This is a genomic window from Sorangium sp. So ce119, assembly GCF_051524405.1.
Classification (GTDB): Bacteria; Myxococcota_A; Polyangia; order Polyangiales; family Polyangiaceae; genus Sorangium; species Sorangium cellulosum_G.
In genome coordinates, this window is the sequence record NZ_CP150310.1 from 4,203,552 (window position 1) to 4,229,312 (window position 25,761).

Here is a 25,761-nt window from a genome sequence, read left to right on the forward strand (position 1 = left end):
TGGTTAAGAGGCCCCCTGTGACGACCCCCTCCGCGATTCTCATCATCGGCTCGATGGCGTTCGATGACCTCGAGCTCCCCTCCGGCAACGCCAGGAACGTCGTGGGTGGCTCAGCCACCTACGCGTCGTTCGCCGCCTCCTGCTTTGCGCCGGTGCGCACGGTCGCCGTGGTCGGCGACGACTTCCCCGAGGAGACGCTCGGGGCGATGCGCGGCCGAGGCATCGCCGTCGAGGGCGTCGAGCGCGTCCCGGGCAAGACCTTCCGCTGGGCCGGGCGCTACGACGTGGATCTCATCCACCGCACGACGCTGGACACGCAGCTCAACGTGTTCGCGTCGTTCGCGCCGAAGCTGCCGGAGGCGTACCGCGACTCGCCCTTCGTCCTGCTCGGCAACATCCACCCCGCGCTCCAGCTCGACGTCCTCGAGCAGGTCCGCTCGCCGCGCTTCGTCCTCGCCGACACCATGAACTTCTGGATCGACGGTGAGCCGAAGGCGGTCGCGGCGATGCTGCGCCGCATCGACACGCTCGTGGTGAACGACGAGGAAGCGCGCTTGCTCTCGGGCAAGTACAACATCCGCCGCGCCGCGAAGGAGATCCTGTCCCGCGGCCCGCGCCGGCTGATCATCAAGCGAGGCGAGCACGGCGCGCTGCTCTTCGATGAGGACGGCGTGTTCGCGGCGCCGGGCTTCCCGCTCGAGGACGTCATCGATCCCACGGGCGCCGGCGACGCCTTCGCCGGCGGGCTCATCGGTTACCTCGCGTGCCAGCCGGAGATCACGCCCCTCGCGCTCCGGCGCGGCATGCTCCACGCGACGGCGACCGCCTCCTTCTGCGTCGAGGCGGTGGGAACGCAGCGGATCGCCACGGTGACCCGGGCCGACATCACGGCGCGCCTGAGCGAGATCCGGGCGCTCTACGAGTTCGGCGCGAGCACGATGTGAAGCCCGCCGGGGGGTGGGCGGCCGCGCGCGACGGCCTGCGGCGTGCGGTCGCTGTTCACCTTCCAGCGCATAGCCGTGCTAGATGAACGTCAAAGTGAACATGAACCTCACCACCCGTACACTCGCAGGCATCGCCTTGCTGGCCCCCCTCGTCGTCGGTTGCGCCGCCCGCACGGCGCCGTTCGACGAGATGGACAAGGCGCAGATCACGGTGCTCCGCCTCCAGGGGCAGGAGCTGGCCCCGACGCCCGTCGCGACGACCGGCGCACCCACCCTCATCCCCGGGATCCCGCCCGAGCTCCAGCAGATGGGGCAGGCCGCTCTCCAGGGGCTGCAGCAGGCGCTCCCCGGCCTCATCCCGCCCAACCTGATCCCGGGGCAGACGGCGGCGGCGCCGGTGCTGCCGGCGCAGCCCCGCTTCAAGAACTTCGTCATCCTCCAGCAGCGCCAGCTCACGACCAGCGACATGGACGAGGAGCTCAAGGACCAGATCCTGGACGTCTTCGGCGACGAGGACAGCTTCACGGCGGATCGCGGCAACTGCTTCTACCCTGGCCTCGGCATCTCCATGGTGAGGCCGAACAACCCCACGCCGGTCGATCTGCTCGTCTCCTTCTCGTGCAACCAGGCCATGGGAGACGGCTTCCGCTGGCCTCACCCGGTCAACGGCTTCTCGCCCGAGACCCACCAGAAGCTCAGCGAGATCTACCAGCAGCTCTGGGGACAGCCGGTCCCGCCCGGCGCCTGATCGCCCGGCGCCGCCGGAGCGCCTCGTGGACGGCGCTCTTGTGAGCTTTATCACATAGCCTTACCGCGGGATCCGGATGCTAGACTTGCTCGAGCTGTCCGAGATCCCGCGGTTCGGTCAGGAGGGCGCCGCACGAAGCCATGATCCCCCAACCTGAGCTGTTGCCGGGAAAGGAGCTCGGGCACTACGAGCTCCTCCTGCCCATCGCCCAGGGGGGAATGGCCACGGTCTGGGCCGCGCGCCGCAAGGGTCTTCGCGGCTTCCAGAAGACGGTCGCCATCAAGACGATGCTGCCGTCGCTCTCGGACGACCCCCAGTTCGAGACGATGTTCCTCGAGGAGGCGCGGCTCGCCTCGGGGATCCACCACCCGAACGTCGCCGAGATCCTCGACCTCGGGGAGCAGAACGACGTCCTCTACATCGTGATGGAGTGGGTCGACGGCGAGGCGCTGTCGGTCATCGCGCGGGCAGCGAACAAGAGCGGCGTCGCCATCCCGCTGCGCGTCGCGCTCCGCATCCTCAGCCGCGCGTGCCTCGGCCTGCACGCCGCGCACGAGCTCCGGGACCCGCAGAACGACGACCTGCTGCTCGGGCTCGTGCACCGCGACGTGTCGCCCCAGAACATCCTCGTGACGTACGACGGCCACGTGAAGCTCGTGGACTTCGGCGTCGCGAAGGCGACGAACCGAGCGCACAACGACACGACAGCGGGACAGATCAAGGGCAAGGTGCCGTACATGTCCCCGGAGCAGGCGCGGGGCGAGCGGGTCGACCGGCGCACCGACATCTTCGCGATGGGAATCGTGCTCTACAAGCTGACGACGGGGGAGCACCCCTTCGCTGCGGAGAACGATCTCCTCACGCTGAAGCAGATCATCTCTCGACCAGCGCTGGCGCCTCGCCTGAAGAACCCGGACTTCCCGGCCGAGCTGGAGCACGTGCTGATGACGTGCCTGCAGAAGGATCCGGACCGCCGTTACCAGACGATGCTCGAGCTGGAGAGCGCGCTGGAGTCCGTGCTGGCGAAGGAGCCGCCGGTGACGGACCACGACGTCGGGGTCTTCGTGCGCGGGCTGCTCGGGGAGCGCAACCAGCGCCGGCGCGCCGCGCTCCGCGACACGGTGCGCGCGCTGGACGAGCGCGCTTCCCGCCCGCCCGAGGTGATGCTCGTTCGCGACAGCATCAGCGAGTTCTTCTTCACGCAACCCCCCCCGGGCCACCCGAACGCCGACGCCCCCACGCTCCGCGCGAGCGCTCCCTCGCTCGGGCGGCAAGTGCTGCCCTCGCTGCCGCAGAGCTCGCCGGGCCAGGAGACGCCGCTCGGTCCGATCGAGGTGCCGGCGTCACGACGGCGCTCAGGGACGCTGGTCGCCGCGGTGGCGCTCGCGCTCGTCGCGGTGGTCGGCGCGGTCATGATGTGGATCTGGCGACCGTCGCCGCAGGATGTCTCGTCCGAGCAGATCATCATGCTCGCCGGCAGCGCGGGCGCGGTGGCTGCGGCCGCGACGACCGGCGCCTCGGCGAGCTCGGCCGGCACCGCCCCGGCCATCGCGAGCAGCGTCGCCGCGGGCGCCGCGCCGTCTCCCGAGACAAGCGACGTCGCCGCTCCCGAGGAGCCCGGGACGAACGCGCCGCCACAAGCGGCCGGGCGCGCGCCTGCGGCCGCGAGCGCCGCCGCGCCGAGCGCGACGGCCGCCGGATCGAGCGCGGCGGGCGCGCGCAGGGCAGCCCCGCGCAAACCTCCCTCGACGAAGTGGGTCCCGACCGTGACCAACCCCGGATTTTGAGCGGCCGCAGCGCGCGGCAGCTCCGCGACGCGCTCCTGCTGGCGGCGAGCGTCGGCGTCGTCGGCGGTGTGCTGTTGCTACGCCGGAGCAACGCGCCCGGCGCGTCGCCTGCCCCGCCAGCGGCGAGCGCGCCCGTGGAGCCGTCGCCGCTGCCGAGGGGCGGCGAGCCCGAGCGCGTGGCGCTCGACGAGCAGGAAGCGCAGGCGGGATGCGACTTCGCCGACCACGGCTTCGGCGCGTACGAGCGCTGGCGTCCGCTCCCGCTGGGCAGGCTCCTCGTCCCGCCAGCGCGCGCGATCCGGGCGGACGGCGGCTACGACCTCCTCGTGCACTTCCACGGCGCGGAGCCCGTACGCAAGCAGCTCGCCCCCAGGGACCTCGGGCTGGTCATCGCGGGCGTCGACCTGGGGACCCGATCGAGCGAGTACGCGCGCGCCCTCGATGGCGGCGGCTGGGGCGCGCTCCTCCAGGCGATCGACCGCGAGGTCGCGAGCGCCGCCGGGGTCGCAGGCGCGCGCGCGCGCCGCCTGGCGGTGTCGTCCTGGAGCGCTGGCTCCGGCGCGATCGGCAGGATCATCGAGCGCGGGAGCGACCCGATCGACGCGTTGATCCTGCTCGACTCGCTCTACGGCTCGTACATGCCCGGGCAGACGTCGCTCGTGCAGGGGCAGCTCGCCCCGTACGTCGCCGTGGCCGGCGCCGCCGCGCGCGGCGCGCCGCTCTTCTACCTGACGCACAGCGAGACCCCTACCAGCGGCTACGCGTCGACGAGGGAGGCGGCCACGTTCCTGCTGAGCGAGCTCGGGGCGAGCCCGATCGCGGTCACCGCCAGCGGAGAGGGCCCCCCCTCGGGCGCCCCCGGCCCCGGCGAGGCAGGCGACGCGCTGCGGCTCACCCGGATGTACGACGGCGGCAGCCTCTACGTGCGCGGCTACGCCGGGGCGGGCCCCGGCGGGCACTGCGCGCAGCTGCGGCTGCTCCCCGCGATCCTCGCCGAGCGCGTGCTGCCTGCGTTCGGCCGCTGAGCCGCGCTCGTCGCTGCTCAGTAGGACTTCGCGAACACCACCCGCCGCGGGCTCGGCTTGCCGGTGAAGATGCACTGCCCCTCGCCGGTCAACGCGTCGGCCCACGGCGCCCCTTCGAACCCGCCGGTCGGGATGCAGCGGATGGTCACCTTGTGCGCGTCCTTCACCGCCGCCTCGATCTCGGGATCGCCGGACCAGTGCGCCAGCGCGAACCCCCCTTGCGACTCCTTGTCCCCCTTCGACGCGAAGAACGCGTCGAAATCGGCCCGGCTGTTGATCACGTGCGTGTTCGCGTCACGCATCGCGAGCGCGCGGCCGTAGAGCGCCGCCTGGATGTCGCCGAGGATCTCCGTGATGCGCCCCGTGAGCTCCGCGCGCGCCATGCTCGACTTGTCCTTCGGCGAGCGGTCCCTGCGCGCCACCATGGCCACGCCGCCGTCAACGTCGCGCGGGCCGACCTCGATCCGGAGGGGGACGCCCTTCTTCACCCACTCCCACTGCTTGTCGCCGCCGCGGATGTCGCGCCGATCGATCTCGACCTCGACGCGCCGCTCGCCGAAGCGTTGCGCGCGGAGCTCCTTCGCGAGTCCGTCGATGTACTCGTCCACCTTGGCGCGCGTGTCGTCGCCCCGGTACACGGGCAGGATGACGACGTGCGCGGGCGCGAGGCGCGGCGGGAGCACCAGTCCGTCGTCGTCGCTGTGGGTCATGATGAGCCCGCCGACGAGGCGCGTCGACACGCCCCAGGACGTCGTCCAGGCGTACTCCTCGGTCTCCTCCTTGGTCTGGAACTTGATGCCGCTCGCCCGCGCGAAGTTCTGCCCGAGGAAGTGGCTCGTTCCAGCCTGCAGGGCCTTCCGGTCCTGCATCATCGCCTCGATCGCGTAGGTGTCGACCGCGCCGGGGAAGCGCTCGCTCGCGGTCTTCGGCCCCTCCAGGACGGGCATCGCCATGAAGTCGCGCGCGAACGTCGCGTAGACGCCGAGCATGCGCAGCGTCTCCTCGCGCGCCTCGGCCTCGCTCGCGTGCGCGGTGTGCCCCTCCTGCCAGAGGAACTCCGCCGTCCGCAGGAACAGGCGCGTGCGCAGCTCCCAGCGCACGACGTTCGCCCACTGGTTGATCAGCAAGGGCAGGTCCCGGTAGCTCTGGACCCAGCTCGCGAACGCCGCGCCGATGATCGTCTCTGACGTGGGGCGCACGATGAGCGGCTCCTCCAGCCGGGCCTGGGGATCGGGGATGAGCCCGCCGCCGGGACCGGGCACGAGCCGGTGGTGGGTGACCACGGCGCACTCCTTCGCGAACCCCTCGACGTGCTCGGCCTCCTTCTCGAGGAACGACTTCGGGATGAACAGCGGGAAGTACGCGTTCTTGTGCCCGGTCGCCTTGAACATGCTGTCGAGCTCGCGCTGGATGTTCTCCCAGATCGCGTAGCCCCACGGCTTGATGACCATGCAGCCGCGGACCGGGGAGCTCTCCGCGAGGTCGGCCGCGCGCACGACCTGCTGGTACCACTCCGGGTAGTCCTCGTTGCGCGTGGGCGTGATGGCGGTCTTGGGCGCTTCGTTCTTGGCCACGGTCTCTGCTCTCCTCGCTGGGCGGCTTCGCAGGGGCGGCCTTCGATCCGGCCGCGCTCGTCGTTGGAGCGGTCGGGCGGCTGGCGCCGGCCCCGCTCCGGGGCTGAGCGCGCGACGTATCAGGAGCGTGGCAGGGTGTCGAGCGCAGCGGCCCAGCCCGGCCTCTGGGGGCCTCCGCGGGCCTCCGCGCTAATCGGGCCGCGCCCTCCGCATCCGTCGCGGCCATCGCGCCCCTCGCGTCCCCGGCGCTGAAGCGGCGCGCCCGGCCGGCTTCGCGGCGGCGCGCGGCCATGGTACGCGCAGGGACACGAGTGAAGTACGTCATCCTCACGCACGGCGGGGTGACCGCGCCCCAGACCGGGCCGGAGAGCTGCGCCAGGGCCGCAGACGACGCGCTCGGCGCGCTCGACGCGGGCGGAGAGGCGCTCGCCGCGGCGATCGCGGCGACCGCGCGCCTGGAGGACGATCCGCGCTTCAACGCAGGGACGGGCTCGAACCTCCGCCTCGACGGGCGCACGATCGAGATGGATGCGGCCGTGATGGCCAGCGATGGACGGTTCGGCGCCGTCGCGTGCGTCGAGCGGGTGAAGAACCCCGTCCTCGTCGCCGCGAAGGTGCTGGAGACGCCGCACCTGCTCCTCGCCGGCGCCGGGGCGACCGCGTTCGCGCGCCGGCTCGGGTTCGCCGACCACGATCCGGTCACGGAGGAGGCGCGCGAGCGGCACGCCCGCGCCCTCGCGGCGCTGCGCGGAGAGGGCGGCGACGGCGAGCACACGGACGACGCGGCGCGGTTCCACGCGCTCACCGCGAGGCGGTTCTGGAACTTCGACGCCGAGCCGATCGAGTGCGACACGGTCGGGGCCGTCGTGCGCGACGCGCACGGCCGCTTCGCCGCTGCGGCGTCGACGGGCGGGTCGACCTACGCGCTCCGCGGCCGCGTGGGGGACGTGCCGCTGATGGGCGCAGGGATCTACGCCGGCCCGCATGGGGCCGTGGCGGCGACCGGGATCGGCGAGGAGATCGCGCGGCGGCTGCTCGCGCGGACGGTCTACGACTGGCTCGCCGACGGCGTCGCGCCCGCCCGCGCCGCGCAGCGCGGCGTCGCGATGTTCCCCGACGTGATCGCGATCGGCGTGCTGGTGGTGGGGAGGAGCGGCCAGGCGATCGCCTCGAACCGCAACATGCCGAGCGCGCAGCTCGTGGGCTGAGGGACCGCAGACGACGATGCAGAGCCGAGATCCTGACGCGATCGTGGTGGGTGCGGGGCCGAACGGCCTCACGACGGCGGCGTACCTCGCCCGCGCCGGCTTCTCGGTGCTCGTGCTCGAGGCCGAGCAGGAGCCGGGCGGCGCGGTGCGCACGCGCGAGGTGACGCTCCCGGGGTTCCACCACGATCTCGGCGCGGCGTTCTTCCCGTTCGGTCAGACGAGCCCCGCGCTGCTGCCGCTCGATCTGCCGGAGGCCGGCCTCGTCTGGCGTCACGCGCCGGTCGACAGCGCCCACCCGGCGCCCGACGGGACCTGCGCCTCGATCGCGCGCGACGTCGAGGCGACCGTGCGATCGCTCGGCGAGGACGGCCCCACGTGGCGCCGGATCGCCGGCTGGCACGCGGCCACGCGGGAGCGATTGCTGGACGCGCTCCTGTCCACGCCGCCCGCCCTCGGATCGATGCTCCGCTTCGGGCCGATCAACCTGCTCCGCCTCGCGCAGGTGGCGCTCTCGAGCGGCCGTGGCTTCTCGACGCGCACCTTCCGGACCGAGGCGGCCCGGCGCGTGATCCCCGCCCTGGCGCTCCACACCGACGTGGGCCCGGAAGATCCCTGCGGGGCGATCGTCGGCTTCATGCTCACGCTGCTCGCCTCGAGCGGCGGCTTCGCCGTGCCCGAGGGCGGCGCCGGCGCGTTCACGCGCGCCCTTCTCCGGCGCGTCGAGGAGCGCGGAGGCGCCCTCCGCTGCGGTGCCCGGGTCGAGAAGATCATCGCCAGGGAAGGACGGGCGGCCGCGGTCCGGCTCGCGGACGGCGAGGAGATCACCGCCCGCCACGCGATCGTCGCCGACGTCGCCGCGCCGACGCTCTACCTGCGCCTGCTCGACGCGGAGCTCGTTCCCGCCCGGGTCCAGCGCGCCATGCGCCGGTTCCGCCAGGGGTTCGGCACGTTCAAGATGGACTGGGCGCTCGACGGCCCGGCGCCGTGGTCGCACGAGGACGCCGCGCGCTCGGCCGTCGTGCACGCGGGCGACAGCCTCGACGATCTCGCCGAGTTCACGCGGCAGGTGCGCGCCGGCGTGCTCCCCGAGCACCCCTACCTCGTGGTCGGGCAGCAGTCGCTCGCCGATCCGACCCGCGCGCCGGCCGGGCGCCACACGCTCTATGCCTACTCGCGCGTCCCCTCCTCCATCGAGGGCGGCTGGGCGGCATCGCGCGAGCGCTTCGCCGATCGCATCGAGGCGCGGATCGAGGAGCTCGCCCCCGGCTTCCGGCAGCGGATCCTCGCCCGGGCGATCTGGGCGCCGGACGATCTGGAGGCGATGGACGCGAACCTGATCGGCGGCGATCTCGGCGGGGGCTCCGCCGACATCCGGCATCAGCTCTTCTTCCGGCCGGTGTTCCCCTACTTCCGCTACCGAACGCCCGTCCGCGGCCTGTACCTGGGCTCGTCGTATGCGCACCCCGGCGCCGGGGTCCACGGCGCGTGCGGGCGCAACGCCGCCCTGGCGGTGCTGCAGGACGAAGGCTGACGAGGGTCGAGGCCCCCGGCCACCGCGACGCTCGTCCGCCTCCCCGCTCCTGGGTTTTACTTCGAGCGTGACGGCGGGCCGTCCCGGTAGTCCGAGCGCTTCAGACCGTGGGTGGCGATCTTCTCCTGCAGCGTGCGCAGCGGCATCCTGAGCCGCCGCGCCGCCATCGCCAGGTTGCCGTTGGTGGCGCGCAGGGCGTCGAGGATGATCTCGGCCTCCAGGCGGTCCATCTGCGCTTTGAGCCCGATCATCGGCCCGGAGCCGGGCGTCGCGATCTCCACGAGCGGGCGGTCAGGCGGCGGCGGCGTGGAGCGCTTGCGCGCCGGGACGGCCTGGATGCTCTCCGGCAGGTCGAGCGGCGTGATGACGTTCCCCCTGGCGATGACGACGGCGCGCTCGATGGCGCTGCGCAGCTCGCGCACGTTGCCGGGCCAGGGGTACTGCTCCAGCAGCCCGAGCGTCTCCGGGTCGAGCGACCGCACGTTCCGGCGGTGGACCTCGTTCGCCTGCCGGAGGAAGCGCTGCGCCAGCGGCGCGATGTCCTCGCGCCGCTCGCAGAGCGGCGGGATGCGCAGCGGCACCGCGTTGAGCCGGTAGAGCAGGTCGGAGCGGAACGCGCCCGCCTCGCACATCGCCTCGAGGTCCCGGTACGTGGTCGCGACGATCCGCACGTCCACCTCGAGCTCCCTGGCCGACCCGACGCGGACCACGCGACCGGTGTCGAGGAAGCGCAGCAGCGCGGCCTGCAACGAGGGGGGGAGGTCGCCCACCTCGTCGAGCACCACGGTGCCGCCCGAGCACGTCTCGAAGACGCCCTCCTGGGCCCGGTTGCCGCCGGGGATGGCGTCGGGCTCATGGCCGAAGAGCGTGCTCTCCAGGAGCTGCGCGGGAACGCCGCTGCACCCGACGCGGATCATCTGCTTCTTGTGGCGCGGGCCTGCCTCGTGGATCAGCCGCGCGAGCACGTCCTTGCCCGTCCCGGTCTCGCCCTGGACCAGCACGGGCGCCGACGAGCGCGCCAGGCGCATGGCGGTCTCGAGCACCGGCCGCATCGCCGGGCTTCGCATCACGAGCCCCTCGTCGTTGACCCCGCGCAGCCCGCCCGCCGGCGTCGGCCCGCCCATCAGGTCGTCGACGTTCGGCAGCTTCCTCCGCTCCGAGCCGACGCGGCGCGCGTCCAGCGCGTCGATGTCGAGCACCGGCAGCTCGGCGCTCGCGATCACGCGCAGCGACGCCGTGATTTCCCCGAGCACCACCTCGTCACCGGGCTTCAGGACGCCTTGCTCGACGCGCTGCCCGCTCAGGAAAGTGCCGTTCGTGGAGCCGAGATCCTCGATGAGCACATCGCCGCGCTGGAACGTGAAGCGCGCGTGGCGCCGCGACAGGCTGCGCTCGGGGATCGCAACGTCGGCGGTCGGATCGCGCCCGATGACGACCCCCACGCCCTCGTTGAGCCGCACTGTCTCGGCGCCGCGCCGGTGGTAGATGATGAGCAGAACGTGCGGCTGCGTCCCGCGATCGCGGCTGAGCTGCTTCAGCGCGTCGCGGACCTGCGACATGGCGACCGGGTCCGTCTCGGAGAGCTGCGACTCGAGCTGGACCTCCTGCGCGGCGGTGTCGTCGGTCGACGCGAATGGCGGCGGGACCGGAGTTTCCTGCGGCGAGTCGACCTCCGCATGCCCCTCATCGGGCGCGCCCGGCCCGCGGACGTCCGGCGACGGAAGACTCCACGGAGCGGCCGGACGCGAGTGATTCATACGTTCTCTCTCATGCGTGCCCGAGGGGTCCCCGGCGCCGGATGCTGGGTCGCGAGCCCTGCTCGCGCTCATCCTTTATCTCATGACCATATGCCGTAGGTGGGCCATCGCGCAAGGCGCGAGCAGCCGGCCGTCGCGCGCCCGCTTCGTCCACGTCGAGCGCGTCGCCCGTGTTGATCGCGTCGGTCGCGGCTCTTTCTCTTCCGTTTCAGAAGTGTGGTGCCAGCGTGGAGCTCTCCCTGCAGCGCGCCGCGCGGCGCGCTGCTCAGGCGCCGCGTGAGACCTGCTGACCGGAGCCGGGTGCTCGACCGGAGGCCGCGGCCGGCGCCTCGGCGCGGCAGTGCGCGTCGAAGCGCGAGCACGGGACATCCTCGAGGGGCGGGAGCGCCGCGTAGCCGCGGGGGCCGGCGATCTCGTTGAAGCAGCGCCCGAGCCAGCCCGGGATCACGAGCGCGTAGGTGCGCGCGAGCCGCCTGGGATCGTCCAGCGTGCGCAGCATCGCCTGGTAGGTGACCTCACCGTAGGCTGCCTTGAAGGCGGCCGCCTGCTCGGGACGGGCGACCCAGCTCATGACGCCTGCGCGATCCGCCTCCGGATGGAACTGGACCGCCTCGACGCCCGGCGCCACGTGCAGGCCGAGGATCGCCCGGCCCTTGGAGACGCCGTCCCGGCTCTCGCGAGCGAGGAGCTGGCCTCCGAGGGACCCCAGCCGGCGCTCGTCGAGGTTCACCGCCTCCCAGTTGCGGTGCTCGAAGGCGAAGAGTCGATCGCCGAACGGAGACAGCAGCGGATGTTGCTGGCCACAGGGGGTCGTGTAGATGGGCATGACGCCGAACTTGCGATCGGCGCGCGGCACGACGTCGGCCAGCCGGTAGAGATGGACGACGAGCTCGAACGAGTAGCAGATCGCGAAGAGCGCTCGCCGGTCCGCGCCCCCGCGGATCGACGACTCGACCACGCCGTCCACCAGGCGCCCGAAGTCGACCATCCAGGGCTCGCCCTCCCCGTCGAACGGCGAGCCGGGGCCCCCCGAGGACAGGTAGAGATCGCAGTCCGCGGGGATGGGAGCGTTGGTGTCGCGGGGCGATACCTCGACGACCTCGCAGGCCACACCCGGATTGTGCGTCTGGACACGTTCGAAGAACGCCGCGGCGAGCCCGCGCAGGCAGCGCATTGCCTGGTTCACGTGGCCATTGTTCATGTCCACGATGCACAGCCGCAGCGGCCGCAGCGGCCGGCCGTTCGCGACGGCGTTCATCCCGGCGGGCGTAGGTGGGAGCGTGTTTGAGCTCATCGGAAGGTGACAGAGTTCAGATGTAGACCCCCGCGATTTCTACTCATACCACCCGGTCGACCCCGCGAAAAGAAAGGTTTTCCCGGTAACGTACAGGGCACGTGCCGGGCGTGCTCATGTGTCGCCAAGGTATCGCCAGGTACCGTTGAGCCGAAATGGCACCAAAAGTCCTTCCGCGGCCCCGCGTTCCTGAGGATCCTGTGTGTGATGAAAAAACGGAACGTGTCGCCGCGTGACCCTCTGACTCGCCGCCACGTGCTGACGGGGCTCGGCGCGGCGCTCGGCGCCGCCACGTTCGGGTGCAGCGCCACGGAAAACGCGACGATGCGCGAGAACGCCGCGTCTGGCGCGGGCCACTCGGGAGGGAACGGCGGCGCTGGAGGAGCGGGCGGTTCAGGGGGCTCGGGCGGCGCTGGAGGAGCGGGCGGTTCAGGGGGCTCGGGCGGCGCTGGAGGAGCGGGCGGATCGGGACAGGCGGGAGACGGCGGGGCGGGCGGCGCTCCCGCGGATCGGTGCGCGGAGACGCTGGGCCTGAGCCCGGCAGAGCTGCTGGCCCCCATCAGCACGATCGTCGTCCTCTGCATGGAGAACCGCTCCTTCGATCACTACCTCGGCTCGCTGCTGCTCAAGGAAGGCCGGCAGATTGACGGCCTGACAGGGAGGGAGTCGAACCTCGCGCTCGACGGAGCGCCGGTCTCGCCCTTCGAGCTCGACACCTTCACGCCCGCCGATCCGCCGCATAGCTGGGACGCGGCCCACGCGCAGTGGAATCAAGGGAGCAACGACGGGTTCGTCGCCGCTCACGCAGGGCCTCACCAGCGCGACGTGATGGGGTATCACGTGCGGGAGCATCTGCCGATCCTCTACGCGCTCGCGGACGCGTCGGCGGTCTGCGATCGCTGGTTCTGCTCGGTGCTCGGACCGACCTGGCCAAACCGGTTCTTCCTGCACGGCGCCACGTCGCGGGGCGTCTCGAGGAACGTGCCGGTCTCGGGGTTCACGAGCGTGTTCGAGCTGCTGAGCGACGCAGGGTTCTCGAGCAGGAACTACTACCATGACGTGCCTTGGTGCTCGGGCGCGTACTTCAGGTTCAAGGGCGTCTCCGGGATCGAGCGTTTCTTCGAGGACGCGGCCGCGGGGCTCCTCCCAGCGTTCTCCATCATCGACCCCCAGTTCTTCGGCGCCGCCGCGAACGACGATCACCCCGATCACGACGTGCAGCTCGGGCAGGTGCTCATGGCCAGCATCTACAACGCGCTCGCGAGGAGCCCGCAGTGGGGCCAGTGCCTGTTCGTGGTCACCTACGACGAGCACGGGGGCTTCTTCGATCACGTCGCGCCGCCCACGACGATGGACGACGATCCGCTGTTCTCTCAGCTCGGCTTCCGGGTCCCGTCGATCGTCGCGGGGCCGTTCGTCCGGAGGGGCTGCGCGGTGAGCACGATGCTCGACCACGCGTCCGTCATCCGCACGCTCGAGGCGCGCTTCGGCATCCCCTCGCTGAACGCGCGCTCCGCCGGGGCGAACGATCTCTCGTGCTGCATCGACCCGGCGCTCCTCCGTGACCCCCAGCCGCCGATCCTCCTGCCCGAGGTCGAGATCTCCCTGTCGCAGCTCCGGGCGCGGACCGAGACCGGGATCTCCCAGCCGGAGCTGTGGGAGGCGGCCGAGCGCGGGATCATCCCGCGGCACCTGGATCGCCGGCGCGAGGGGCCGGACATCGCGCGTCGGGTGCTGGCGAACGCGGAGCGGCTCGGCGCGGCGAGGATCAGGGACTGATCGGCCCGCCGCCGCGCTGCGGGCGCCGAGGTCGCCCGGGGGCGGGAGGTCTGATAGAAGCGCCGCCGTGCCGCCTGATCTCGCTCCGCCCGCCGCCGTGAAGGCAGGCACCACACCGGCGACCGCAGCCTCGGGCGCCCCCGGGGCGGCCGGCGCGAGCCCGCCCGCCGCCCGGCAGGAGGCCGCGCCCAGCGCGGCGCGGTCGTCGGCGATGGTCACCGCCGGGATCATCCTCTCGCGGCTCGTCGGGCTCCTCCGCCAGCGGGTGACGGCGCACTTCTTCGGGACCTCCGAGCTCGCCGATGTGCTCGCTGCGGCGTTCCGCGCGGGGAACATCACCCAGAACCTCCTCGGCGAGGGGACGCTCTCCGCGACCTTCATCCCCGTCTACGCCCGCCTCAGGGCGGCCGGCGACGCGCGCCGCGCCGCGCATTTCGCGCTGTCTGCGCTCGGGCTGCTGCTCGTCGCCGCCGCGGCGGCGTCGGCCCTCGGCGTGCTGGCGGCGCCGTGGCTGTCGTTCCTGGTCGCCGCGGGGTTCAACGAGGAGAAGCTCGCCAGCACGACCCGGATCGTCCGGATCGTCTTCCCGATGACCGGCCTGCTCGTGCTGTCGGCGTGGGGGCTCGGCGTGCTGAACGCGCACCGGCGGTTCTTCCTCCCGTACGCCGCGCCGGTCGCGTGGAGCGCCGCCCAGATCGCGGGGCTGCTCGTGTGCGGGGCGTGGCTCGGGATGCGCGGGGAGCCGCTCGCCGAGGCGCTCGCGTGGAGCGCGTTCGCCGGCGCCGCGCTGCAGCTCGCGCTGCTGCTCCCGTCGGCGCGCTCGCTCCTCGGGGGGCTGACGCCGCGCCTCGACGCGCGCGACCCGAGCGTCCGCGAGGCCGGAGGGAAGCTGCCCGCGGCGCTGCTCGGACGCGGGATCATCCAGGTCTCCGGGCTCGTCGACACGCTGCTCGTGAGCTTCCTCGGCACCGGCGCGAACGCGGCCTTCAACTACGCGCAGACGGTCTACCTCCTGCCGATGAGCATCCTCGGCACCGGCGAAGCTGCGGTGGCGCTGCCCGAGATGGCGCGCGACACGGCCGAGGCGGACGTCGCGCGGCGCAACGAGGCGATGGCGCGCCGCCTCGGGGCGTCGCTCGCGCGGATCACGGTGTTGACCGTGCCGACGACGGCCGTGTTCATGCTGCTCGGGCGGGAGCTCATCACGCTGCTGCTGCAAACCGGGACGTTCGACCGGGCGTCGACGGCGCGGGTCGAGCCGCTCGTGTGCGCCTACGGGCTCGCGCTGCTCGGCAACGCGGCGGGGCGCGTGCTGATCACCGCCTGCTTCGCGCTGGGGGACACGAGGACGCCGGCTCGCTACGCGCTCTACCGGGTGCTGGTCAGCACCGGCCTCGCGCTGCTCCTGATGCAGCGGCTCGACGTGCTCGGCGTGGTGCTCGGCGCCGTGGTCGCCGGGTGGGTGGAGGCGATCGCCCTCGCGCGCCGCGTGCGGCGCGAGATCGGCGGGCTCGGGCTGGACCAGATCCGGATCGGCCGCGTCGCCGCGCTCACGGCGGTGTCGGTGGGCAGCGGCGTGGCGCTCCGGGCCGCGCTGCCGGACGCGCTCGCCGCCACGCCGTGGGGCGCCGCGCTCATCCTCGCGACGTGCGGCGGCGCCTTCGCCGCCGCGGCGCCCGCGCTGGGGCTGTTCAGCCTGAGGTCTCTCCTGCGCAGGAGGTGATCGCGGGCGGCGCCGTGCGCGCGTGGACTCCCGGGTGCGCGCGGTGCCAGGCGACGTAGCGCTCCACGAACTCGCGCTGCGCCGCGCGCAGCGCGACGCGCGGGCGCTGCCGCTTGAGCAGGGCGATCGCCTCGCCGATCTCGAGGTCGCCGTGGGTCGCGAGGTAGCACAGCGCGAGCGTGACGCTCCTGCCCACGCCGCTCGCGCAGTGGACGTGGACGCGATGGCCCGCGCCGATGTGGCGCTCGATGAACGCCACGCCGCGCGCGGCCTCCTCGATCGTGGGGGCGCACATGTCCCAGCACGGGACGCGCAGGTACTCGACGCCCGCGGCGCGCAGCGCGAGCACGGGATCGTAGAGCTCGCGGGACACGTTGATCACCGCGCGGACGCCGAGGCGGCGCAGCTCGGCGACGTCGCCGGGCAGCAGGAACCCGCCCACGAGGAGGTTCGGGTTCACCCAGGTGCGCCACGCATGCCGCGGTCGGAACGACGCCGTAGCGCGACGCAGCGCCAGGAAACCATAGAAAATCACGGCATACGGCACGAGCACGAGCAACACCAGCGCGGGGCGGAGGCGCACGCACCTCTCATGGAGTCGACGCGCGCGCGGCGCCAGCGGCCGGGCGGTGCTTGCGCGCGGCCGCTGGCGCCGCGCGCGAGGCGCCTCGCGCACCACGCGGACGGCGCCTGCGAACTTGGCCCGTGCCGCGCAAGTCGGGCATGCGTGGACCGATGCCGCTCGCCTCCACGCCGACGGATCTCGGTCGGCCCGCCTCAGCTCGGGACCTCCGTGCGCCGCTGCCCAGCGCGCCGCGACGCGCCGACGACCGCACCGGCTCACGCATAGCGTGCCCCGGGCGGCTCGCTGGCCTGGCGGCCGCGCTGATCATCTGCGGGTGCAAGGCGGCAGACGCGGCGGTGGAGCTGTCGAAAGAGGCAGGCAGCGACGACGGCGCGCTTCAGGTCCCCGAGCTTCCAGCGGATGGCCCCAGGCTCGTCGCGTTGCGGGCCGGGACGCCCGTGCTCGCACGTCCGCAGGCAGGCGCGCGCAAGCTGGGCGAGCTCTATCCAGGCGCCGCCGTCGTGCGGTCCTTGGAGCCGTATGGACGCGAAGGGTGCAGCGGAGGCTGGTACGCGATCCGCCCCCGCGGCTTCGTCTGCGCAGGCCACGACGCGACGCTGCGCACCGAGGTGCTCTCGGTCTTGCCGGCGCCGCCCGACATGTCGCGACCCCTCCCCTATCGCTACGGGCGCGCGCGGACCCAGGGCGCTCCGGCGTACGTCGGGGTGCCGAGCCGCGAGGAGCTGCGCCATGCCGAGCCGGATCTCGATCGCCACCTCGAGCGCGTGCAGCGCAGCGAAACGCAGCTCGGCGCGTCAGCCAACGACGTCCCTCTGGACGCGCGCGGCGTCGCCTCCGGGCCGCCGGTGCTGCTGCCGGGAGGCGACGGCATCGGCGAGGACGGGCGGAGGACCGAGGCCGGGTACTTCCTCTCGCCGACCGCCGACCGGATCGCGCCGCTGCCTCCCCTCGCGGCGCTCGGCATCGAGCTCGGCGCGAAGGACAGCGCGCGCGTCGATCTGCGCTCCGCGCTCAAGGCGACGGCGCTGCGCAAGGGCAGCGGCGTCGCGATCACCCGCACCTTCACGACGGGCGCGACCGACGGCCGCAGGCTCGGCGCGACGCCGGACGGCCGGCTCATCCCGGTCGACCGGCTGCAGGCGGCGCTCGGTTCAACGTGGCACGGCCTCGACGTCGAGAAGCTCGGGCTGCCCGTGGCGTTCATCCATCGGCACGACGTCAACACGTGGTCGCTCGGCCGCGGCAAGGCGAGCCCCAACGAGGAAGAGCTCGAGCGGCGCACGGGCGTGCCGCTCACGGGGAAGTTCAGGACGGTGGGCGGCGTGCGCTTCGAGGAGGCGCGCGACGGCTTCTGGCTGCGCGCTCAGGACCTCGTCGTCATCGTGCGCCGCACCCGGTTCCCCGACTTCGCCAAGGGATCGCAGCGCTGGATCGACGTCAGCCTGGCGAACCAGACGCTGACGGCCTACGAGGGGCAGAAGCCGATCTACGCGACCCTGATCTCGTCCGGGCGCGATCAGCTCCGCGACCCCGGATCGAGCGCGTCCACGGCGCGCGGCACGTTCCGGGTGCGGAGCAAGCACGTGACGCGCAACATCGATCCGCGCGAGGTCGCCGACAGCTTCGACGTCGCCGACGCCCCGTGGGTGATCGACTTCGCGCCGGGGCACGCGATGACCGGCATGTACTGGAGCGCCGGCGTCGGTGAAGCGCAGGGCTTCCACGACATCGCCCTGACGCCGATCGACGCGCGGCGCCTCTTCCTGTGGACCGAGCCGCAGGTCCCCGAGGGCTGGCACGCCGTGTACGGCGGCGACGACGAAGGAACCCTCGTCCACGTCCGGCCTTGATGAGCCCATCGCGATCGCTGGTCCCTTGCGGGAGCCAGCGGTCGACGGTCACCATTTCACCATTTCTGGTGCCGAAGGAGGGAATCGAACCCCCGACCCGGCGCGTATGAAACGCCTGCTCTAGCCAGCTGAGCTACTTCGGCAGAAGCGAGGGCGGACTAGTACCGCTCTGTTCCTACACTGTCAAGCGGCGTTTCGCGCGCCGCGACGAGCAGACGACGCGCATGGGAAGGGCTCATCGATCATCGATCCCGCGCGCGGGGCGCTTCGGCAGGACCGCGGGGTTCCTCGCCTCGAACGGCATCGACCAACGGAAGATCTCGCCGAGCTCGGGGGGCACCGGTGGGTACGGCGCGCCCCGCAGCACCGCGCGCCGGCAGTTCTCGTCGAACTCGGGGATGCCGCTCGGCCGCGTCACCGACGCGCTCCCCACGGTCCCGTCCGCGCGGATCACGAACGTCACGATCACCGTCCCCTGAAGCCCCTCGCCTGCGGCCCACTTGGGGAAAGCGTCGGCCCAGAGCGGGTGCAGCTTGGCCATGACCTGCCGCATGTAGAGGCTGCGCCGCCGGTCGAGCGGGTCGTTGTCGAGCAGCCGGCCGCGCCCCGAGCCGAGCGCGCTGGAGCGCGACCCGGGGCCCGTGACGCCCCCCGAGCCCGTCGCCCCCGGCCCTGCCTCGCCTCCGGGGCCGAGCCCGCGCGCGCCTCCGGCCGTGCTCGCGTGGACGAGCGACTGGATCGCGGACGCCACCTCCTGCTCGCTGTCCAGCGTGTCGTTGGGGCGCCCGGCGGCGTCGGCGGGGACGGAGGGCGTGCCCACCGCGACCATCGGCCGCGCCAGCGGGATCGCCGCGCTGTCCCGGTGATCGCCGCCGGGCCGCCCGTCGCGCACCCCGAGGCCCGTGGAGGCGCGCTCGCCCCCTTCCGTGGCGCCGCCCGCGACGCGCGGCCTCGCTCCCACGGGCGCGGTGGCGCCGGGCGCATCGGCCGCGCTCTCGACGCCCGCCGGCCTCGCAGCAGCGCCGAGCGCGCTGCCCAGGCGCTCGGGCGCGCCGCGATCGCGCGCCCCGACCGAGGGATCGCGCTCGGCAGGCGCGCGCCGCTCGGCCCGGCTGCCGGCACGACCGCCCGCGAGGAACGTGAGCTCCATGGGCTCTCGGCTCGCTCGCCAGTCCTCACGCGAAGCGCGCCGGGACGACGAGCGGACGCGCTGGATCTGGCTCCTGTCGAGGCGCGAAAGAACCTCGGGCGACAGGAAGGTCGCGTCGTCCCTGTCGGCGAGGTTCAGCGCGGGAAGCGCGGCCGCGTCCGTTCCGCCGCGGCCGCGCGCGCCCGTGTCCGGCCGCGCCGCGCCCTCCCCGCCTCCCCGGGCGAGGCTCGCGGGCCGCTCGAGCGCCGCTGCGGCTGCGCTGTCGAGCGTGCCATCGGAGACCACCGGCAGATCGATCTCGATCGGCGCGCTCACCGCGGCCGGCGTCAGGGCCGTTCGCGCGACGGCCACCTCTCGCGCCGAGAGCGAGCCCGCGACGATCAGCGCGCCGGCGCCGAGGAGCCCTGCGTGGGCCGCGACGGAGAGCGCCCACGCGGAGGCGATCCGGCGGCCGTCGTCGCGAGACCTCTGCGCCATCGTCCTGTCACTATGCCTCGAGACGTGCGTGACGCGAGCCCAGAGCCGCGGGCCGCGCGGACCGGTCTCAGCGGGCAGTCGCGTCGTGCGCGTCGGACGCAGCAGGCGCAGCGGCCTCCGGGAGCCGCAGCCGCCGGCGGGTGTTCTCCGCGGTGCGCGCGGCGAGCGCCTCGAACGGCTCGCCGCGAAGCTCCGCGACGAAGCGCGCCGTGTGCAGCACGTGCCCCGGCTCGCAGCGCTTCCCCCGGAACGGCACGGGCGCCAGGTAGGGGCTGTCGGTCTCGACCAGGATCCGGTCCCCGGGGGCCCACGCGGCGACCTCCTGGATCGCGCGCGCGGTCTTGAAGGTCACGATGCCCGAGAACGAGAGGTCGAAGTCGAGCGCGAGCGCGCGCTCGGCGAACGCGCGATCCTCGGAGAAGCAGTGGATGATGCCCCCCACGTCGCTCGCCCCTGCGCGCTCCAGGATCTCGAGCGTGTCCTCGGGCGCCTCGCGCGTGTGGATGACGATCGGCTTCTTCACCTGCCGCGCGAGGGCGACGAGGTCGGCGAAGACACGCTGCTGTGTGTCCTTCGGCGAGTGCATGTAGTGATAGTCGAGGCCGATCTCGCCGACGGCCACGACCTCGGGGCGGCGCGCGAGCACCTCGAGATCGGCGAGCATCGTGTCGTCGACGGCGGAGGCGTCGTGCGGGTGGACGCCGACCGCGGCGTGGACGTCGGCGCGCCGCGCCGCGAGGTCCGCGGCGAAGCGCGCCGCAGAGAGGTCGGCGTCGACGCCGACCACAACGAACGCGTCGACGCCGGCGGCCCGCGCGCGATCGAGGACGGCGTCCGCCCCCTCGCGGAAGTGGCGCGGGTCGACGTGGCAGTGCGAGTCGATGATCATGCTTCGCTTCAGGTGACGAGCTCCGCGAACCGGGCGCGGAGCAGCGCGCTCGCGGCGTCGAGCGCGCAGCGGTCGCAGTAGCCCATGCCGCGCAGCCGCTCCAGGGCGCGCGTCGCGTTCCGGCGCTCCTCCTCGCGCAGCTCGCCCCAGCCCTTCTCGGGCTTGCCGTCGCCCTGCGCGTCGCGGAGGAGCGCGACGAGGTCGCGGACGAGCAGCGCCACGCCCTTACGCCGCTCGGTGAACACCGCCTCCCGCAGCTTGCGGATCTGCTGCGGGAACACGACCGCGTTCACGATCTTCTGGCCGGGGTGGTCGATGGCCCACGCCGCGATCGCCGAGATCAGACCGCGGCGGTGGTCGTCGTGCTTCGTGCGGACCCCGAGCAGCGCCTCCACCTCGCGCATCATGCGCTCGTCCGGGTTCTCGAAGTCGCCGGTGTGCGGGTTCCTGATCTTCTCCCCCTTCACCCAGACGCCGACGTGGGAGATGTACCGATCGAACAGCTCGGCGTAGCGCGTCTCGTCGACGAGGCCGCTGGCCGTCCGCATCTCCTCCTCGATCGTGTCGAGCAGGCGCGTGCGCACGACCTCGCGGAAGAGCCGGTGATCGTGGTAACCGCCCGCGAGCTGCTTCTCCTTGAGCCAGTCGTACTCCGCCTGCCGCTTGCAGAGCGCGTCGAGCTCCGACAGGACGGCGAACGGCGAGAGGCATGGGTGATCGGCGCTCTGCGCCGCGTCGAGCAGGAGCGTCCGCACCTCGCGCGGCGAGACGCCGAGCCGCCCCTCGAAGTCCACCGACGCGTCGCTCTCATGGTAGATGGCCTCGATGCCCGCGCGCAGGACCTTCTGCGCCTCGGCGTCGAACCGCTCCGGCGCCGTGCCCGTCGCGAACAGCTCCATCTTCTCGACGGCGGTGAGGCTCGAGACGAGCGGCGCGAGCGCGTCGGGGTACCGCTTCGCCTCCGGCTGCCGCATGCGCGTGAGCACGGCGAACTGCGCGGCGACGCGCGTCGCGTGCGGGGCGACGTGGCGGGTCACGAACGGGACGATCTGGGTGTCGTAGATCGTCTGCTCGTCGACGTAGCTCCGGAGGTACGGCGCGCGCAGGAGCTCGAAGCGCCCGCGGAAGCTCGGGAACTCCGGGTGCTCGCGGAAGGCGTTGAGGTGCACGTCGTTGGCGCTGCCGATCATGACGACGTTCGTCTGCAACGTCTGCTGCGGCAGGCTGACCTCGCCCGTCTCCAGCGTGAGCTGCAGGTAACGGAACGCGTCGAGCGGACGCTTCAGGAGATCGCTGAACTCGAGCACGCCGCCGGCGGCCTCGATGAGCTCGCCGTGCGCCTCGAACAGCGTCGTCGCCTGGAGCGACGTCGGGAGCGACGCGAGCGAGCGATCCGCCGTGATCTGCCGCTCGCCGGCGTCCACCGAGAGCTCCGGCCCGATCGTGACGGCGCCGACGCGGTAGCGCCGCGAGATGAAGTACCGCTCGACCTGGACGTGCCGCAGCGTCTCGACCAGCGAACCGCCGCTCGCCACGAGCAGGGCCTCGAAGACCTGCTGGTTCTTGTGCGACAGCTTGCCGCTCATCAGCCACTCGGGCGGCGGCTCCGTCGCGCCGGCGTCCTCGTAGAGCTTGAGGATGAGCGCCCGGCGCTCGCGCACCGGGAGCAGGAACAGCGGATGGTCCCTGAGCTCGATCACGAGCCGGGCGTCGATCTGATCGTCGCCGAGGTGCGCGTAGCTCGTCCCGTCCGCGGCGCTCGCCTTCACGTCGCCGCCGAAGCCGATCGAGCCGCGCATCGTCTTGCGGCTCGGGAACACCCAGTGGAAGCGGTACACGGCGCCCTCGTCGAGCGTCGAGTAGTGCTCCAGGGCGCGCAGGATGCAGCCGGCCAGCGTGCTCTTCGCCGAGCCGTTCGGCCCGTGCATGAGGACGAGCCGGTTGGCCCTGCCCTCGCGCACGAAGTTGCAGAGCACCCGGTAGACCTCCGCCTGAAGCTCCTCGTGGCCGATCAGCGCGAAGTCGCGGCCGTGGTAGGAGGCCGCAGCGGTCGCGCGCTGCTGCGCCGGCTCGTTCACCGGCAGCTCCCACGGCAAATCGAAGAGCTGGAAGCGGGTCAGCTCTCCCCAGGGCTTCTTGATCGTCCGCGTGCCGAAGTGATCGAACATGTCGCGGACGTAGCGGGCCGCGTCACGCCCGAACCGGACCGGATTGGAGGCGAAGAGCTCCAGGAACTGCTGGAAAGAGAGGACCCGCTGCTCCTCGTTGAAGCGCCGGGCCATCGACGACGCAATGGCGTCGAGCTCCGAGAGGGCCTTCCGGGCCCTCTCGGCTGCACTGCCTTGAACTGTCTGGCTGGGGCCAACCGCGTCGGGCTGGCCCTCCCGGCGACCGGAGGTGTCGTTGTTCACGTGGGGCCGAGTTTACCGTTGTGCTTACTGCACGTCGATGACCGCCTCGAGCTCCTGCTTCTGCATCAAGCAGTTCGCGGCGCTACAGATGCTGAAGGAGAGCACGCCCGCCACCTTGGTCTTGCCCTTCTTGGACGCGACGAACGGAACCTTCAGGACGCCCTTGTTCTCCTCGAACGTGCCGTCCTCGCGCTTGAGCAGCGGCTTCGGGTACGAAACGCCCTCGGCGGCCGCCTCCGCGACCTTGAACTTGATCGGGTACTTGTCGTTGATGTGGTAGTCGCCCTTCGACAGGAGCGAGACCTCCACGAGCCCCTCCTGGCCGGCCTTGTACGTTCCTGTCGGCTTCATCTCGAGGGTGTAGACCGCATCCTCGACCTTCGACTTTCCGCCCTGAGGTGCAGGGGCGGGCGCCTCGGCTGCGCGAGAGGTCGCCGCTTCGCTCTGGTTACAGCCGGAGCCGAGAGAGGCGAGCCCGGAGAGTGCGATCAGGCCCAGCGCGGCGGAGAGGGGCTTGCGGGTCCGAGTTGAAGGATGAGTGCTCATGGTCAACACAAATAACACAGCGCCGGCGTCCGCGCGAACCTGGGGCCCCCGGCGTCCGGGGAGGACGGGCGCAGGGCGCTTCCAGCGCCGAACGCGCGCTTTCGACGTCCGGTGCGTCGAGCGCGCCGGAAGAGCGACGGCGCAGCGCGTCTTCAGCGCGAGATCAGCAGGGTGATGAGCGCGCAGAGCAGCACGGCCGCGCCGGCCACAGCAGGCACGACCCACCGCGGCAAGCGCTGGGGCACCCCCATCACGAGATCCTCGGCGAACGCTTCGGTAGCGCCCGGCGACGGCGCGGCGACCTGGCGGCCGTCCACGCCCGCGTGGACCGCGCCCGTGCTCGCGTGGACCGCGCCCTCGGGGGCCTTCGGCGGGCGGCCCATGAGGGTCGGCGGCGCCGCGCGGATCCTCGCCGCGAGCTCGCCCTGCGGCATGTACGCCCAGTCGCGGTGAGACCCCGCGAGGCCGTACGCGTGACCGACGCCGTCGGCCAGCAGGCCGACGGACTCGAGGCGCGCCTCGGGCATCTTCATGAACGCCCTCTCCATCACCGCGTCGAGCGACGCGGGCACCCCGTACGCCTTGCCCGCCTCGCTCGGGGGCAGCGGGTTGCTGCCCATGATGGTCACGAGGATCATCGGGCCGGTCGACGCGTGGAACGGGACGCGCCCCGTGACGCACTCGAAGACGATCGCCGCGACCGACCAGACGTCGGCGCGATGATCGAGCGCGAGCAGCCCCTGCGCCTGCTCGGGCGACATGTAGAACGGGGAGCCGATCGTCGTCCCGACGACGGTCAGCTTCTTCGCGCCCTCGCTGTTGTCGCGCACGCTGCCGAAGTCGAGGATCTTCACCCGGTCACCGTCGCGCGTACCGACGAGGAAGATGTTGTCCGGCTTGAGATCGCGGTGGACGACCTTGCGCTCGTGCGCCTCCGCGAGGCCGAGCGCGAGCTGCGACAGCATGCGCACGAGGCGCTCGGGTGGCAGCACCTTGTCGCGCTTGAGGACCGTCCGAAGCTCCTCGCCCTCGAGGTACTCCATGACGAGCGCGAAGCTCTGGTCCTCGGTCCTCTCGAAGCCGAGCACCTCGACGATGTGCTCGTGCGGCAGCGACGCGCTGACCTCGAACTCGCGGTGAAACCGCTCGACGCTCACCTCGTCGAGCGCGACCTCGGGGTGGAGGATCTTCAGGGCCACGCTGCGGCCGGCCCGGAGATCGAGCGCCTGGTAGACGCGCCCCATGCCCCCGTCCGCGACGATCCGCCAGATCTGGTAGCGCCCGCCGCAGAGGGTCGCGCCGACGCGCCGGTCCTCAGGGTGCCTGGGCGGCGACGCCTCGGCGACCGGAACGAGGCGCTGGCCGTCGACCGGGCAGAAGCCGCTGTCGTGCGAAAAGAGCCTGAAGCAGGCCGAGCAGGTCTTCAAGCCGCCCCCGGTTCAGGCGCGGGAGGGGTCCGCGGGCGGCGCGCTGCCCGGCGCGGGCTCTGGCGGCATGTAGTAGAGGATCCGGTTGCAGTTCGGGCACCGCTCGAACTCCTCCTGGCGGCGCATCTTCTGGAACATCATCGGCGGCACGGACAGGTGGCAGCCGAGGCAGGTGCCGTCATACGTGCGGGCGATCGCGACGGGCCTGCGCGTGCGGATCGACTCGTAGCGGCGGTACAGGACGACCGGCAGCTTGCTGACCACCTGCTGGCGCGCCTCGGCGCGCTGGGCACGCTCGGCCTCGAGCGCGGCCAGCGACGCCTGCGTCCCCGGCGCGCTGCCGTCGATCGCCCCCACGAGCTCGACGCGCTTCGCCTCCGCCTGATCGATCGCCCCACGCGCGCCCTCGGCGGCCGAGTTCAGCCGCTCGATCTCTTCCTCGCGATCGCGGTGCAGCTTGCGCAGCTCCTCGATCTCGCGCTGCGCCGCGTTCGACTCGCGCTCGTTGCGGGAGCGCTGCAGCTTCTCCCGCGAGCGCTCGATCTGGTTCGTCATCTGGCGGAACTCGACGACGAGCTCGGATCGCGTCTTCTCCATCGTCGCCAGGGTCTCGCGATCGCCCTTCAGCCGCTCCTCTAGCCGCTTCAGCTCGGACCGCATCCCTTCCAGGCTGCCGCGCTGCTTGTCGAGCTGCTCATCGATGCGGCGGATGTCGCTGTCGATGGCCGACAGCTCTTCGAGGAATGCGATCTGCTCGCGGATGCTCACGTGATTCCTTGTCTCCTTCTGTTCGTGGCTTTCGTGGGCCCACCTGGACTCGAACCAGGAACAGCCCGGTTATGAGCCGGGGGCTCTGACCGATTGAGCTATAGGCCCTGGTGCGAAGGCGAGCCCCTGTTCGAGCCCGCCCGTTGAAGCACCGGCGGACAACGTAGTCCAAGCGGCGCGCCGTTGGAAGGGGAGCGGTTTGGCCGGACCGGGTTGGCCGCACCGCGGCCGTGGTTCCAGCGCGGTCCGCGCTGGCCCGGCCGCCAGGGGGCCAGCCGCCAGACGGC

Annotated in this window: 19 protein-coding genes and 2 tRNA genes; 9 read left to right on the top strand and 12 right to left on the bottom strand. The window is 72.4% G+C overall.

From position 1 onward, the window contains the following. The first annotated feature begins 17 nt into the window (after positions 1–17). From WME76_RS15775 to WME76_RS15790, 4 genes are all read left to right on the top strand, one after another. A complete protein-coding gene (locus WME76_RS15775) occupies positions 18–944 on the top strand; it encodes a PfkB family carbohydrate kinase (protein ID WP_437960931.1) in 927 nt (308 codons plus the stop codon). 82 nt (positions 945–1,026) lie between these two features. Beyond that, a complete protein-coding gene (locus tag WME76_RS15780) occupies positions 1,027–1,692 on the top strand; it encodes a hypothetical protein (protein ID WP_437960932.1) in 666 nt (221 codons plus the stop codon). Positions 1,693–1,832: 140 nt separating this feature from the next. Then, positions 1,833–3,479 carry a serine/threonine protein kinase gene (locus WME76_RS15785; protein ID WP_437960933.1) on the top strand — a complete coding sequence of 549 codons (1,647 nt, stop codon included), beginning with the start codon at positions 1,833–1,835 and terminating at the stop codon, positions 3,477–3,479. Next, complete coding sequence (locus WME76_RS15790) at positions 3,476–4,504, top strand: hypothetical protein (protein ID WP_437960934.1); 1,029 nt, start codon at positions 3,476–3,478, stop codon at positions 4,502–4,504. Before WME76_RS15785 ends, WME76_RS15790 begins: the two co-directional genes overlap by 4 nt. Before the next feature lie 17 nt (positions 4,505–4,521). Here the strand turns inward: WME76_RS15790 and proS are convergent, their stop codons facing one another. Next, positions 4,522–6,078, bottom strand: a complete 1,557-nt coding sequence (gene proS / locus WME76_RS15795) for a proline--tRNA ligase (protein ID WP_437960935.1) — start codon at positions 6,076–6,078, stop codon at positions 4,522–4,524. Between the two features lie 311 nt (positions 6,079–6,389). On the opposite strand from proS, the gene WME76_RS15800 reads away from it, so the two are divergent. Both WME76_RS15800 and WME76_RS15805 read left to right on the top strand, forming a co-directional pair. Next, a complete protein-coding gene (locus WME76_RS15800; RefSeq protein WP_437960936.1) occupies positions 6,390–7,286 on the top strand; it encodes an isoaspartyl peptidase/L-asparaginase in 897 nt (298 codons plus the stop codon). A gap of 16 nt (positions 7,287–7,302) precedes the next feature. Next, a complete protein-coding gene (locus WME76_RS15805) occupies positions 7,303–8,817 on the top strand; it encodes a phytoene desaturase family protein (protein ID WP_437960937.1) in 1,515 nt (504 codons plus the stop codon). 56 nt (positions 8,818–8,873) lie between these two features. Here the strand turns inward: WME76_RS15805 and WME76_RS15810 are convergent, their stop codons facing one another. Together WME76_RS15810 and WME76_RS15815 are read right to left on the bottom strand one after the other, a co-directional pair. Then, complete coding sequence (locus WME76_RS15810; protein WP_437960938.1) at positions 8,874–10,574, bottom strand: sigma 54-interacting transcriptional regulator; 1,701 nt, start codon at positions 10,572–10,574, stop codon at positions 8,874–8,876. A 265-nt stretch (positions 10,575–10,839) separates the two neighbouring features. Then, positions 10,840–11,832 (bottom strand): hypothetical protein, encoded by a 993-nt coding sequence (locus WME76_RS15815; RefSeq protein WP_437960939.1) that lies wholly within the window; start codon positions 11,830–11,832, stop codon positions 10,840–10,842. 243 nt (positions 11,833–12,075) lie between these two features. On the opposite strand from WME76_RS15815, the gene WME76_RS15820 reads away from it, so the two are divergent. Together WME76_RS15820 and murJ are read left to right on the top strand one after the other, a co-directional pair. Next, positions 12,076–13,647, top strand: a complete 1,572-nt coding sequence (locus WME76_RS15820) for an alkaline phosphatase family protein (protein WP_437960940.1) — start codon at positions 12,076–12,078, stop codon at positions 13,645–13,647. Positions 13,648–13,714: 67 nt separating this feature from the next. Next, positions 13,715–15,370 (top strand): murein biosynthesis integral membrane protein MurJ, encoded by a 1,656-nt coding sequence (gene murJ, locus WME76_RS15825; protein WP_437960941.1) that lies wholly within the window; start codon positions 13,715–13,717, stop codon positions 15,368–15,370. Here murJ and WME76_RS15830 read toward each other — a convergent pair. Further along, a complete protein-coding gene (locus WME76_RS15830; protein ID WP_437960942.1) occupies positions 15,339–15,953 on the bottom strand; it encodes a protein-tyrosine phosphatase family protein in 615 nt (204 codons plus the stop codon). The two genes, murJ and WME76_RS15830, sit on opposite strands and share 32 nt — an antisense overlap. A 338-nt stretch (positions 15,954–16,291) precedes the next feature. Here WME76_RS15830 and WME76_RS15835 point away from each other — a divergent pair, with 338 nt between their 5' ends. Beyond that, a complete protein-coding gene (locus WME76_RS15835; protein WP_437960943.1) occupies positions 16,292–17,806 on the top strand; it encodes a L,D-transpeptidase in 1,515 nt (504 codons plus the stop codon). 66 nt (positions 17,807–17,872) lie between these two features. Here WME76_RS15835 and WME76_RS15840 read toward each other — a convergent pair. The 8 genes from WME76_RS15840 to WME76_RS15875 all read right to left on the bottom strand — a co-directional run bounded on the left by WME76_RS15840 (position 17,873) and on the right by WME76_RS15875 (position 25,582). Beyond that, positions 17,873–17,949: transfer RNA gene (locus WME76_RS15840), tRNA-Met, on the bottom strand. A 92-nt stretch (positions 17,950–18,041) separates the two neighbouring features. After that, on the bottom strand, positions 18,042–19,433 hold the full coding sequence (locus WME76_RS15845; RefSeq protein ID WP_437960944.1) for an energy transducer TonB: 1,392 nt from the start codon (positions 19,431–19,433) through the stop codon (positions 18,042–18,044). Positions 19,434–19,500: 67 nt separating this feature from the next. Further along, complete coding sequence (locus tag WME76_RS15850; RefSeq protein WP_437960945.1) at positions 19,501–20,322, bottom strand: TatD family hydrolase; 822 nt, start codon at positions 20,320–20,322, stop codon at positions 19,501–19,503. 8 nt (positions 20,323–20,330) lie between these two features. Further along, positions 20,331–22,733, bottom strand: coding sequence for a PrkA family serine protein kinase (locus WME76_RS15855; RefSeq protein WP_437960946.1), 2,403 nt, complete (start codon positions 22,731–22,733; stop codon positions 20,331–20,333). A 24-nt stretch (positions 22,734–22,757) separates the two neighbouring features. After that, positions 22,758–23,084 carry a hypothetical protein gene (locus tag WME76_RS15860; protein WP_437291598.1) on the bottom strand — a complete coding sequence of 109 codons (327 nt, stop codon included), beginning with the start codon at positions 23,082–23,084 and terminating at the stop codon, positions 22,758–22,760. A 347-nt stretch (positions 23,085–23,431) separates the two neighbouring features. Further along, on the bottom strand, positions 23,432–24,706 hold the full coding sequence (locus tag WME76_RS15865; RefSeq protein WP_437960947.1) for a serine/threonine-protein kinase: 1,275 nt from the start codon (positions 24,704–24,706) through the stop codon (positions 23,432–23,434). A gap of 12 nt (positions 24,707–24,718) precedes the next feature. After that, positions 24,719–25,474: a zinc ribbon domain-containing protein gene (locus tag WME76_RS15870; RefSeq protein WP_437960948.1), complete on the bottom strand. Its 756-nt coding sequence runs from the start codon at positions 25,472–25,474 to the stop codon at positions 24,719–24,721. Between the two features lie 34 nt (positions 25,475–25,508). Then, positions 25,509–25,582, bottom strand: a tRNA-Ile gene (locus tag WME76_RS15875). Positions 25,583–25,761 lie beyond the last annotated feature (179 nt).

Excerpts from the sequence above, each read along its gene's own strand:
- WME76_RS15780 (WP_437960932.1), top strand. The coding sequence starts at position 1,027 with ATGAACGTCAAAGTGAACATGAACCTCACCACCCGTACACTCGCAGGC.
- WME76_RS15785 (WP_437960933.1), top strand. The coding sequence starts at position 1,833 with ATGATCCCCCAACCTGAGCTGTTGCCGGGAAAGGAGCTCGGGCACTAC.
- WME76_RS15805 (WP_437960937.1), top strand. The coding sequence starts at position 7,303 with ATGCAGAGCCGAGATCCTGACGCGATCGTGGTGGGTGCGGGGCCGAAC.
- WME76_RS15810 (WP_437960938.1), bottom strand. The coding sequence starts at position 10,574 with ATGAATCACTCGCGTCCGGCCGCTCCGTGGAGTCTTCCGTCGCCGGAC.
- WME76_RS15815 (WP_437960939.1), bottom strand. The coding sequence starts at position 11,832 with ATGAACGCCGTCGCGAACGGCCGGCCGCTGCGGCCGCTGCGGCTGTGC.
- WME76_RS15820 (WP_437960940.1), top strand. The coding sequence starts at position 12,076 with ATGAAAAAACGGAACGTGTCGCCGCGTGACCCTCTGACTCGCCGCCAC.
- WME76_RS15845 (WP_437960944.1), bottom strand. The coding sequence starts at position 19,433 with ATGGCGCAGAGGTCTCGCGACGACGGCCGCCGGATCGCCTCCGCGTGG.
- WME76_RS15850 (WP_437960945.1), bottom strand. The coding sequence starts at position 20,322 with ATGATCATCGACTCGCACTGCCACGTCGACCCGCGCCACTTCCGCGAG.
- WME76_RS15860 (WP_437291598.1), bottom strand. The coding sequence starts at position 23,084 with ATGAAGCCGACAGGAACGTACAAGGCCGGCCAGGAGGGGCTCGTGGAG.